The sequence below is a fragment of the Superficieibacter sp. BNK-5 genome (genome assembly GCF_047456055.1).
In the GTDB taxonomy this organism is placed as follows: domain Bacteria; phylum Pseudomonadota; class Gammaproteobacteria; order Enterobacterales; family Enterobacteriaceae; genus Superficieibacter.
Genome location: NZ_CP179893.1, coordinates 1688135 through 1700006, shown reverse-complemented (window position 1 = coordinate 1700006; position 11872 = coordinate 1688135). Strand labels below are relative to the sequence as shown.

Here is an 11872-nt window from a genome sequence, read left to right as displayed (position 1 = left end):
TTAATCCTCTCGGGCAAAAAGTGCCTCAATAAAATCGCCCGCATTAAACGGACGCAAGTCCTCTATACGTTCGCCGACACCGATGTAACGGATCGGAATTTCGAACTGATCGGCGACGGAGAAGATCACCCCGCCTTTGGCCGTGCCGTCCAGTTTGGTCAATGTGATCCCGGTCAGCCCCACCGCCTCATGGAACAGTTTGGCCTGGCTTACCGCATTTTGCCCGGTGCTGGCGTCCAGCGTCAGCATGACTTCATGCGGCGCGTCGACATCCAGCTTTTTCATCACGCGGACAATTTTCTTTAACTCTTCCATCAGGTGCGCTTTGTTCTGCAAACGCCCGGCGGTATCGGCAATCAGTACGTCAATATGGCGCGCTTTCGCCGCCTGAATCGCATCGAAAATCACCGAGGCGGAATCGGCACCGGTATGCTGCGCGACTACCGGAATATTATTGCGCTGACCCCACACCTGAAGCTGCTCAACCGCGGCGGCACGGAAGGTATCGCCCGCGGCCAGCATCACCGATTTGCCCTGCTGCTCAAACTGGCGTGCCAGTTTGCCGATGGTGGTGGTTTTACCCACGCCGTTGACGCCAACCATCAAAATGACAAACGGGGTTTTGCCTTCAATATTAAGCGGTTCGTCCACTTTTGCGAGGATTTCACCCATTTCATCTTTTAACAGGCCATACAGCGCTTCGGCGTCGCGTAGCTGCTTGCGGCTCGCGCCTTCGGTCAGATTAGCGATGATTTTGCGGGTGGTTTCGACGCCCACATCGGCAATCAGCAACTGTTCTTCCAGCTCTTCAAACAGATCATCATCGATTTTCTTGCCGCGGAAAAGACTGATAAATCCGGAACCGAGATTTTCTTTGGTTTTCAGCAGGCTGCGTTTGAGACGCGCGAAGAAACCTTCTTTGGTCGGTTTCTCCTGCTCCTGAACCACCTCTTCCTGCGCCGCATCTTCCTCAACCGGCACCACGATCACGGCTTCTTCCGCCGCTTCGGCGGCCAGCGCATCCAGCTCTTCGTCGCTAATCGGGGCGTCTTCCGGCGCTGACGGTTCTTCTTCACTAACCCACTCTTCGGGTTCAACCGTGGCAGGCGTCAGTTCTTCCGCCAGCGGTAGTTCTTCATGTTCGACGACGGCAACCGGTTCGGGTTCCACGATCGGTTCAGGCTCGACAACCGGCTCAACCTCAATGACCACTTCAGGCTCGACAACCGGTTCAACCTCAACGATCGCTTCAGGTTCGACAACCGGCTCAGGCTCCGCAACCTCTTCCGGTGTGGTGCTTTCCGCGACCTGCTCCGTTACCTCAACGACTTCAGCAGCAAACGCGTCGGTTTCTGCTTCGCTGCGCGGCTCTGCTTCTGGCGCGGCCTCATCAGCAACGGGCAGTTGTTCATCGGGCTTTTGCTCCGCCTGTGCCGTTTGCTCGTCATCTTTTTGACCAAAGCCCAGCCAGGAAAAAAAGCCACGTTTTTTCTCTTTCGCCATTTGCGACCACACTCCCCGCTGTTAATTCAAAGCTCAGCCCCGGAACCATACCGCCGGGCGCTGAAAATCAGGATGAAATTCGTAACCTAGTCTATCACTTAACTTAACTCGCATCACCGCTTGCGGAATAAGGTTTCACCTCAAGCGTCGCATCGTTAGAATAGCAGGCCGAAATAGTGACCAGAGCAGCATCAGATGAAGAAACCTAATCACGCAGGCAGCGGCCAGATCCGCATTATCGGCGGGCAATGGCGTGGCCGTAAATTACCGGTTCCGGACAGTCCCGGCCTGCGCCCCACCACGGATCGGGTCAGAGAGACATTATTTAACTGGCTGGCCCCGTCAATAGTCGATGCCCGCTGTCTCGACTGCTTCGCCGGAAGCGGCGCTCTGGGGCTGGAAGCGCTGTCACGCTATGCGGCTCAGGCCACGCTGCTTGAAATGGAACGCAGCGTCGCCCAGCAGCTACAGAAAAATCTTGCAACACTTAAAGCGACTCACGGACGGGTTGAGACGGGTAATACGCTCGCGTTCCTTAACCGGCCAGGGACGCCTTACGATATCGTGTTTGTCGATCCCCCTTTTCGAAAAGGGCTGCTGGAAGAGACATTAAACCTGCTGGAAAGTCACGGCTGGCTGGCGGATAACGCGCTTATCTATGTAGAGAGTGAAGTGGAGAACGGCATGCCGCCGGTCCCGGCCAGCTGGCAATTATACCGTGAAAAAGTGGCGGGCCAGGTGGCTTACCGTCTGTATCAGCGCGATGCGCAAGGAGAACAACATGCTGATTAATCTTGGTCGTTTGCTCATGCTCTGCGTCTGGGCATTTTTGCTGCTGAATGTGGTGCATCCGTTCAAATTTCCGGCCAACATTTTCATCAATGTGGCGATGGTGTTTATGGTCCTGATGCACGGTCTGCAACTGGCGCTCCTCAAAGCGACCCAGCCGAAAGAGGGGCCGCCATTAACTACCGGCCAAAAGGTGCGCATTTTCTTGTTTGGCGTTTTTGAACTGGTCGCCTGGCAGAAAAAGCTGAAAGCGACAAAAAAATGAGCCGGGATCTGGCGTTGTCATCTCCCTGCGCCAGACACTACACTGATTAACAGGGCTGTGGGCGTAAAGCCTGCGTAGTGACATACTCTGTGGACTTTGCGTTGCGGAAAGGTTTCTGCAACCTGAAAGACGACGAGTATAACGAATTCAAGGAATTATGATGCTCTGGTCATTTATCGCTGTCTGTTTTTCTGCCTGGCTGTATGTCGATGCTTCTTATCGTGGACCCGTCTGGCAACGCTGGGTATTTAAGCCGGTTACGCTACTGCTTTTGCTGCTGCTTGCCTGGCAGGCCCCCATGTTTAATGCCATCAGTTACCTGGTGCTGGCCGGGCTTTGCGCGACGCTGGTGGGCGATGCCTTAACCCTGCTGTCACGCCAGCGTCTGCTGTACGCCATCGGCGCGTTCTTTCTCTCGCATTTACTGTATACCATCTACTTTGCCAGTCAGATGACGCTGTCATTCTTCTGGCCGCTACCGCTGGTGCTGCTGGTGATTGGTGCGCTGCTGATCGCGACCATCTGGACGCGGCTGGAAGAGTTACGCCTGCCAATTTGCACGTTTATCGCCATGACGCTGGTGATGGTCTGGCTGGCCGGGGAACTGTGGTTCTTCCGCCCCACCGACACGGCACTTTCTGCTTTCGTGGGGGCAGTATTGCTACTGCTCAGTAACATTGTCTGGTTGGGTAGCCATTACCGTCGCCGCTTCCGCGCCGATAGCGCTATTGCGGCCGCCTGCTACTTCGCCGGACATTTCCTGATCGTGCGTTCACTTTATCTCTGATTTCGCTTGACTCTGGAGTCGACTCCAGAGTGTATGCTTCGGGTAATGAGAAAATTATCATTACCCGGAGGATACAATGTCGACTCCAGATGCTGATGGCAAAACAGCCCCACAGTTCGCCACGCTTAAATTTACGCCCGCTGCGCCGGAACCAGCGTCCTGCTGCGCTGATGCCTCATGCTGTGCCGAAACCGCGCCTGCCGACGCCGTCGCTGACGCCCGCTATAGCTGGAAAGTCGAAGGAATGGACTGCGCCGCCTGTGCACGTAAGGTCGAAAATGCCGTGCGCCAGGTGGCGGGCGTGACCCAGGTTCAGGTGCTGTTCGCCACGGAAAAACTGGCGGTGAATGCCTCTGCCGATGTTAGTCAGCAAATCGAACAGGCGGTACAAAACGCAGGCTATACGCTGCGTCATGAGTCTGCCCCGCCGCCGCCGACCTCGCGTCTGCGGGAAAATCTGCCGCTACTTATCCTGATAGTCATGATGGGCGTAAGCTGGGGGCTTGAGCATGTTAACCACCCGGCAGGCCAGGCCGCATTCATCCTCACCACCCTGGTGGGACTGTACCCTGTCCTGCGACAGTCGCTACGGCTGATCAAGAGCGGCAGTTACTTCGCCATTGAAATCCTGATGAGCGTCGCCGCCCTCGGCGCGCTGTTTATCGGTGCGACGGCAGAGGCGGCAATGGTACTGCTGCTGTTTTTGATCGGCGAACGGCTTGAAGGCTGGGCCGCCAGCCGTGCCCGCCAGGGCGTCAGCGCCCTTATGGCGTTAAAACCGGAAACCGCCGTGCGGCTGCGCGACGGTCAGCGGGAAACCATCGCCCAACGCGATCTCCGCCCCGGCGATACCATTGAAGTCGCCGCCGGTGGCCGACTGCCCGCCGATGGTCAGCTTCTGACGCCGTTTGCCAGCTTTGATGAAAGCGCGTTGACCGGGGAATCCGTCCCGGTAGAGCGTAGCGCTGGCGAGAACGTCGCGGCAGGGGCTACCAGCGTCGATCGTCTGGTCCAGCTCACCGTTACCTCTGAACCGGGCGACAGCGCTATCGACCGCATCCTGCGGTTGATTGAAGAAGCCGAGGAGCGGCGCGCGCCTATTGAACGCTTTATCGATCGCTTCAGCCGCCTCTACACCCCGGCGATTATGCTGGTGGCGCTGCTGGTCGCCCTGATTCCACCACTGCTGTTTGCTGCCGCCTGGCAGGAGTGGATTTATAAGGGCCTGACGCTGCTGCTGATTGGCTGCCCGTGCGCGCTGGTGATTTCCACACCCGCCGCAATCACCTCCGGACTGGCGGCAGCGGCACGGTGCGGCGCGCTGATTAAAGGCGGCGCAGCGCTGGAACAGCTTGGGCGTGTTCAGCAAATCGCCTTTGATAAAACCGGCACCCTGACCGTGGGGAAACCTCAGGTGACGGGCATTTATCCCTGCGCGATGGACGAGCATGCGCTGCTGGCGCTCGCCGCCGCCGTTGAGCAGGGGTCGACGCATCCGCTGGCGCAGGCGGTGGTGCGGGAAGCGCAATCCCGTGGGCTTACGCTGCCTGACGCTACAGAACAACGCACGCTGCCGGGCGCAGGCATTGAGGCGCTCGTCGCAGGGAAAAAAATTCTGATCTGCGCGGCGGAGAAATTCCCCGGCGAGGCGTTTAGCGCGCAAATTCGTACTCTTGAGCAGGAAGGCCAAACGGTGGTGATGGTGGCGCAGGAGGAGAACGCGCTGGGTCTGATTACGCTACGCGATACGTTACGGGAAGATGCCAGGGACGCAGTGGATGCGCTGCATCAGCTTGGCGTGCAGGGGGTGATCCTTACCGGTGATAACCCGCGCGCGGCGGCGGCTATCGCGGGGGAACTGGGGCTGGATTTTAAGGCGGGGCTACTGCCAGCCGACAAAGTTCAGGCGGTAAGCGAGCTGAACCGTCAGATGCCGCTGGCGATGGTCGGCGACGGTATCAACGATGCGCCAGCCATGAAAGCCTCCACAATTGGCATCGCGATGGGCAGCGGCACCGATGTGGCGCTGGAAACAGCGGATGCCGCGCTGACCCATAACCGCCTGACGGGACTGGCACAGATGATCACCCTCGCCCGCGCGACGCACGCCAATATTCGGCAGAACATCGCCATTGCGCTGGGCCTGAAGGGCATTTTCCTGGTGACGACCCTGCTCGGTATCACCGGCCTGTGGCTGGCGGTGCTGGCGGATACCGGCGCGACGGTGCTGGTGACAGCAAACGCGCTGCGGCTACTGCGTAAAGCTGGATAATCGTTAAATCGAGTCGGTGGAGTACAACTTTTAGGGTGCAGTTCAAAAGCGTCACCGGGCATGAGGCATGAATGATACTCTGTGCCATGTTACGCCGGGTGGCGGCTTCGCCTTACCCAGCCTACAAATTCCAGACTATCAGCGCGTTACATCATAACCGTAGGCCCGGTAAGCGCAGCGCCACCGGGCACCTGCCAGGGATGTGAACAACAGCGAATCAGTGGCGTTTACGCAATAAATACCGATACGGCAACGATCCAGTTTCCTGCGCCACCAGCTCATGCTCCATAAACGTACAAAACCCCGGAATATCGCGGGTTGTCGCCGGATCGTCGGCGACAATCGCCAGCGTTTCACCCACCTGCATATTACGCACGGTTTTACGCACCATCATTACCGGCTCCGGGCAGCGAAGGCCCAGCGCATCAAGGGTATGGTCGGCAGTCGAAAACGAATCGCTCATGGTCATCTCGCATTATTCAAAACGGCGATAGTTTACGCCGCCTTTTTTGTGACGCAAGTCAGGTTAACGATTGCGTGAAAAACAACCGTTGCAAAGCGCGGCCAAAGCAGTATCATGCGGCGGTTTTCATTGGGTTCCCTCACCCCAACCACTAAAAAGGTCACAACATGATGCATTTTACCTCTGCTCAGCGCATGAAAGCGCTGTTCTGGCTATCGCTCTTTCACCTGCTGGTGATCATCTCCAGTAATTACCTGGTGCAATTGCCGATTTCGATTTTCGGTTTTCATACCACCTGGGGCGCATTTAGCTTTCCGTTTATCTTCCTGGCAACCGACCTGACCGTGCGTATTTTCGGCGCACCGCTGGCGCGGCGTATTATCTTTGCCGTCATGGTTCCGGCGCTGCTGGCGTCGTATGTCATCTCCAGCCTGTTCTATATGGGCGCGTGGCAGGGGTTCGGCGCGCTCGCACACTTTAACCTGTTCGTCGCCCGTATCGCCGCAGCAAGCTTTATGGCCTACGCATTGGGACAGATCCTTGACGTACACGTCTTCAACCGCCTGCGGCAAAACCATCGCTGGTGGATGGCGCCGACCGCCTCAACGCTGTTTGGCAACGTCAGCGATACCCTGGCTTTCTTCTTCATCGCCTTCTGGCGCAGTTCCGATCCTTTTATGGCGACGCACTGGGTAGAGATCGCGCTGGTTGATTACAGTTTCAAAGTGCTCATCAGCCTGATCTTCTTCCTGCCGATGTACGGCGTGGTGCTGAATATCCTGTTGAAAAGGCTGACGGATAAATCTGATTTCTCCGCATTGCAGGCGGGTTAAAGGTTCGGCGTTGCGGTTGTGTTAAGATAGGGTCATGAGCCATTCATGGCCGTTTATCGAATAAGGAAGAAGTCAATGCGCAAGATGGTTAAATATGTCGGTATTGGCCTGCTGGTGATGGGGCTTGCGGCCTGTGACAACAACGACTCAACGTCCTCATCCGCTCAGGCGGCCTCGACGGAAAGCAATGCCACCGGGCAGCCTATCAGCCTGCTGGACGGGAAAGTGACCTTCTCATTACCGGCAGATATGTCTGACCAGAGCGGCAAGCTGGGAACGCAGGCCAACAACATGCACGTCTATTCCGACCCGACCGGGCAGAAAGCGGTGATTGTTATTGTTGGTGATGATACCAACGAAGGGCTGGATGTGCTGGCGAAGCGCCTTGAAGATCAGCAGCGCAATCGCGATCCGCAGCTTCAGGTAGTCTCCAATAAGCCGCTGACGGTTAAAGGCCATGAAATGCAGCAGCTCGATAGCATCATTTCCGCGAAAGGCCAGACCGCGTGGTCTTCCGTCGTCCTGAGCAAGGTCGACAACAAACTGTTGACCCTGCAAGTGACGCTGCCTGCCGATAATCAGCAGAAAGCGCAAACTGCCGCGGAAAACATCATCAATACGGTCGTGATCAAATAATCACGCTGCGGCTTCCGGTGGCAACATCGGAGGCCGTGTTTTTAACCGCCATCCCAGTAATAACGCGACTGCCACCAGCCCCGCCGACGCCAGATAAATCACCGGCACGCCCGCCCAGGTCATCAGAAGACCGGCCAGCGGTCCCGTTACCCCCAGCGACATATCCATAAATACCGTGTAGGTCGCCAGTGCCGATCCCTGATTCTCCTGCGGCACCGCCTTCACAGCCACGACGCCCAGCGCCGGGAAGACCAGCGAGAAGCCCGCGCCCGTCAACAGCGTACCGACTTTCGCCAGTAGCGGCGTTTCCGCGATCCCCACCAGCAACAGCCCGGCGATTTCGACCACAAAGCAGAGCATCGCCACGTTCAGGCCGCCCAGCCGGTTAATCGCGTTCGGAAACAGCAGGCGCGTGCCGACAAAGGCGCAGCTAAATAGCGTCAGGGCGAACGCCGCGCCGTCCCAGCCTTTCGCGTCATAAAAAAGGGTGATAAACGTGGCGATCACGCCGAAGCCTGACGAGGCCAGCGCCAACGCCATGCCGTACAGCCATACCCGGCCCAGTACGGCGCGAAACGACATCGGTTTTCCCCGACTGGCTTTCACCGCCGTTCTTGGCAACGCACAGAGCAACGCGACCATCGCCACCGCCATAATGATCAGCGACAGCCCGCGCAGTCCCGCCCAGTGATAACACAACATGCCCAGCGGTGCCCCCATCGCCATCGCGCCGTAGGTCACAATGCCATTCCAGGAAATCACCCGTCCGATATGCAACGACCCGACCACCCCAACCCCCCACAGCGTTGAACCGGTGCCGGCAAAACTCTGCCCGAAGCCGAGGATCACCCTCCCCAGACACAATAGCGCCAGGCTTAAGACTGGCCAGTCGCTACCGGACGCGGCCAGCAGATAACTGACGCCGCTGAGGAAACAGCCGCAAAGACCAAAGACAACGATTTTTTTTGGCCCCAGCAGGTCAGCGTAGCGCCCGGCATGCGGACGGCTGAGCAGGGTAGCAAAATATTGCAGGCTGATAACCAGACCCGCCCAGAAGGCGCTAAACCCCATCACATCATGCACATAGCCAGGAAGGACCGCCAACGGCAGACCGATAGTGAGGTAGCTTGCGAAGTTAAAAATAGCGACAGACAGGATCCGCAGATTCAGACGTAAGCCGCTCGGCTCCGGCCCGGCGACGGGTTCAGGCATAACAATCACCATATTTTTACAACAATGTTTCAATATTACACGTCATGACATGGAATGTTGCAGCCCTTTTCAGATTTTGTGTGTCCGGCGGATAGCAAACAAAGCGCTATACTCAACTCAATTACGTTGTGCAACGCGGCTACTCAGAAGCAGGCGATTGAGGCGAACGAGTGCGGCCCGTACAACGCTACTGGCAGGATGAAGGACATACACGTAGTGCATTCTCGAACAAGGAACCATTCATGATTACCCCACATCCCGATAAAGCGGGCCTACATATTTTGTTAAAACTGGCCTCGCTGGTGATTATTCTGGCGGGTATTCATGCAGCGGCAGATATCATTGTTCAGCTTTTGCTGGCGCTCTTTTTTGCCATTGTGCTTAACCCGCTGGTGACCTGGTTCATCCGTCGGGGTGTTAAGCGCCCGCTGGCAATCACGATTGTGGTCATTGTGATGATGATCGTACTGACCGCCCTGTTTGCGGTACTGGCATCCTCACTCAATGACTTTGTCGCGCTGCTACCAAAATATAATAAGGAACTGACCGCCAAAGTGATTTATTTACAGCGGCAAATTCCCTTACTTAATCTGCACCTCTCGCCTGAGTTAATGCTCAGACGCATGGATTCTGAGAAGGTGATGGCCTTTGCCACCACCCTGATGACGCAACTTTCCGGCGCAATGGCAAGCGTGGTCCTGCTGGTAATGACCGTGGTATTTATGTTGTTTGAAGTACGCCACGTTCCTTACAAACTGCGTTTTGCGCTTGCTAACCCACAAATCCATATTGCCGGTCTGCACCGCGCGTTAAAGGGCGTTTCACATTACCTCGCGCTGAAAACGCTGATCAGCTTATGGACCGGCGTGATTGTCTGGCTCGGGCTGCTGCTGCTGGATGTCCAGTTCGCGCTGATGTGGGGCGTGCTGGCCTTTCTGCTGAACTACATTCCCAATATCGGCTCCGTGCTTTCAGCGGTCCCCCCGATGTTTCAGGCGCTACTGTTTAACGGCGTGTATGAGTTTGTGATGGTCGGCGCACTGTTCCTCGTGGTGCATATGGTGCTGGGTAATATGGTCGAACCGCGCATGATGGGGCATCGGCTGGGGATGTCGACGCTGGTGGTATTCCTGTCGTTGCTGGTCTGGGGCTGGCTGCTCGGCCCGGTCGGAATGCTGCTTTCCGTCCCGCTCACCAGCGTCTGTAAAATCTGGATGGAAACCACCAACGGCGGCAGCAAACTGGCGATTTTACTGGGGCCAGGAAGGCCGAAAAGCCGATTGCCGGGGTAAAATCATCCGACAGCAGCATTCTATCCTATTTCATACCTGTCAGACTTTTTCATTGATCTGACTTACCAGTAAGCTTACGATTTATAGGGAATCTTTCAGAAGCGCATTGAATATTGCAACATCATTAAGTCTGTCATCTTGCCGACACAGAGCGGCATGAGCGCCATTTTAACTTAAAAAACGCTATTTATTTTGACAGCGAGCACTTAGCTTTTGAAACAAGGTCGTTCATTTGTATTTACAGTTCTTTGATAGGGTATTTACATGAAACAATACATTAAATGGTTTGCGGTTATTGCAGTCGTGGGTGCTCTGGGGGGTTGCGCACGTACAGCGCCGATTGATCAGGTACATTCTACCGTGACTGCGGGCCACACACAGGATCAGGTCAAAAATGCGATTCTGAAAGCAGGTGTCCAACGTGAATGGATCATGAGCGAAGCAGGTCCGGGCGTCATCAAAGCACGTCAACAATCTCGCGATCACGTCGCCGAAGTCCGCATTACCTACACCGCGAGCAGCTACGATATCCAGTATGACAGCAGCCTCAACCTGCAAGCTTCTGGTGGCAAAATTCACAAAAACTACAACCGCTGGGTGCGTAACCTCGACAAGGACATTCAGTTAAACCTGTCTGCCGGTGCCGGTCTGTAATTTTGCCTGACGTCGGGCTGTCTTCGGCCCGACATTTTCTTTTTACCTTTAATAAGTTGCTCTTAATATGTACGAAAAGGACGCCCTCAACGCATTGGATGCGATCACTGAAGCGCAACGTATCGCCTTCGCCCCTATGCTGTTCCAAACCTCACTTTGTCTGCGCAATACTGGTGTACTGGCCTACCTTGACCGCCAGGGTCATCAGGGGGCAACGCTGGAAGAAATAACAGAAAATAGTCGCGTTAATGAATATGCGGCTGGCGTACTGCTGGATATGGGATTAAGCGGACGCATTATCACGCATAACGCGGGGCGTTATTATCTGGCAAAAATCGGTCATTTTCTTTTGCATGACACCATGACCCGCGTGAATATGGATTTCACTCAGGACGTTTGCTACCAGGGATTGTTCTTTTTAGAGAATGCCCTGCAGGAAGGAAAACCCTCCGGGTTAAAAGTTTTCGGCGACTGGCCAACGATTTATCCGGCGTTATCGCAGTTACCACCTTCCGCGCGCGAAAGCTGGTTCGCCTTCGATCATTACTACTCCGACGGCGCTTTCGATGCCGCATTACCTCATGTATTCGCCAGTCGCCCCGCAATCCTGTACGATGTCGGCGGAAATACCGGGAAATGGGCGATACGCTGTAGCCAGTACGACGAAAATATCACGGTGACGGTATTAGATTTACCACAACAAATTGTACTTGCCCGCGAAAACATCGAAAATGCAGGTTTATCTCATCGCATTCATTTTCATGCGGTGGATATGCTAAGCGATCTGCCTTTACCGGTAGAGGCTGATATCTGGTGGATGAGCCAATTCCTTGACTGTTTCTCGCCGGAACAAATTGTTTCTATGCTCACTAAAATTGCACGCGTAATGAAACCCGGTGCAAGGCTGTGCATCATGGAGTTGTTCTGGGATGCTCAGCGTTTTGAAGCCGCCGCTTTCAGTCTGAATGCAACTTCGCTCTATTTTACCTGTATGGCGAATGGCAATAGTCGTTTTTACAGCGCAGAGACGTTTTATGGCTATCTGGACATGGCAGGATTTCAGGTAGAAAAACGCCATGATAATTTAGGCATTGGGCATACTTTATTGATATGCCAGAAAAAAAAATAACAAACTACTAAGATCACCGATTTATCGCGGACGCGCG

The 11872-nt window shown here is 55.3% G+C and carries 12 protein-coding genes; 9 read left to right on the top strand and 3 right to left on the bottom strand.

What is annotated here, in order from left to right:
* Complete coding sequence (gene ftsY / locus ACMGGS_RS08145) at positions 1–1503, bottom strand: signal recognition particle-docking protein FtsY (RefSeq protein ID WP_414165708.1); 1503 nt, start codon at positions 1501–1503, stop codon at positions 1–3.
* 195 nt (positions 1504–1698) lie between these two features.
* Here ftsY and rsmD point away from each other — a divergent pair, with 195 nt between their 5' ends.
* The 4 genes from rsmD (at position 1699) to zntA (ending at position 5616) form a co-directional block, all read left to right on the top strand.
* Positions 1699–2295, top strand: coding sequence for a 16S rRNA (guanine(966)-N(2))-methyltransferase (gene rsmD / locus ACMGGS_RS08140; protein WP_414165707.1), 597 nt, complete (start codon positions 1699–1701; stop codon positions 2293–2295).
* Positions 2285–2557 (top strand): DUF1145 family protein, encoded by a 273-nt coding sequence (locus ACMGGS_RS08135; protein ID WP_176919449.1) that lies wholly within the window; start codon positions 2285–2287, stop codon positions 2555–2557. Before rsmD ends, ACMGGS_RS08135 begins: the two co-directional genes overlap by 11 nt.
* Before the next feature lie 160 nt (positions 2558–2717).
* Positions 2718–3344 (top strand): lysoplasmalogenase, encoded by a 627-nt coding sequence (locus tag ACMGGS_RS08130; protein ID WP_414166228.1) that lies wholly within the window; start codon positions 2718–2720, stop codon positions 3342–3344.
* A gap of 76 nt (positions 3345–3420) precedes the next feature.
* On the top strand, positions 3421–5616 hold the full coding sequence (zntA, locus tag ACMGGS_RS08125; protein WP_414165706.1) for a Zn(II)/Cd(II)/Pb(II) translocating P-type ATPase ZntA: 2196 nt from the start codon (positions 3421–3423) through the stop codon (positions 5614–5616).
* A 217-nt stretch (positions 5617–5833) separates the two neighbouring features.
* Here zntA and tusA read toward each other — a convergent pair whose 3' ends face one another.
* Positions 5834–6079, bottom strand: a complete 246-nt coding sequence (tusA, locus tag ACMGGS_RS08120) for a sulfurtransferase TusA (protein ID WP_414165705.1) — start codon at positions 6077–6079, stop codon at positions 5834–5836.
* Between the two features lie 167 nt (positions 6080–6246).
* Here tusA and ACMGGS_RS08115 point away from each other — a divergent pair, with 167 nt between their 5' ends.
* A complete protein-coding gene (locus ACMGGS_RS08115; protein WP_176919456.1) occupies positions 6247–6912 on the top strand; it encodes a 7-cyano-7-deazaguanine/7-aminomethyl-7-deazaguanine transporter in 666 nt (221 codons plus the stop codon).
* Positions 6913–6987: 75 nt separating this feature from the next.
* On the top strand, positions 6988–7548 hold the full coding sequence (locus ACMGGS_RS08110) for a DcrB family lipoprotein (RefSeq protein WP_414165704.1): 561 nt from the start codon (positions 6988–6990) through the stop codon (positions 7546–7548).
* Here ACMGGS_RS08110 and ACMGGS_RS08105 read toward each other — a convergent pair whose 3' ends face one another.
* A complete protein-coding gene (locus ACMGGS_RS08105; RefSeq protein ID WP_414165703.1) occupies positions 7549–8793 on the bottom strand; it encodes an MFS transporter in 1245 nt (414 codons plus the stop codon).
* A gap of 209 nt (positions 8794–9002) precedes the next feature.
* On the opposite strand from ACMGGS_RS08105, the gene ACMGGS_RS08100 reads away from it, so the two are divergent.
* From ACMGGS_RS08100 to ACMGGS_RS08090, 3 genes are all read left to right on the top strand, one after another.
* A complete protein-coding gene (locus tag ACMGGS_RS08100) occupies positions 9003–10052 on the top strand; it encodes an AI-2E family transporter (RefSeq protein ID WP_414165702.1) in 1050 nt (349 codons plus the stop codon).
* A gap of 276 nt (positions 10053–10328) precedes the next feature.
* The gene (locus ACMGGS_RS08095) at positions 10329–10706 is read left to right on the top strand and encodes a hypothetical protein (protein WP_414166227.1); all 378 of its coding nucleotides are present in this window, start codon (positions 10329–10331) and stop codon (positions 10704–10706) included.
* 67 nt (positions 10707–10773) lie between these two features.
* Positions 10774–11835, top strand: coding sequence for a methyltransferase (locus ACMGGS_RS08090; RefSeq protein WP_414165701.1), 1062 nt, complete (start codon positions 10774–10776; stop codon positions 11833–11835).
* The last annotated feature ends 37 nt before the right edge of the window (positions 11836–11872 follow it).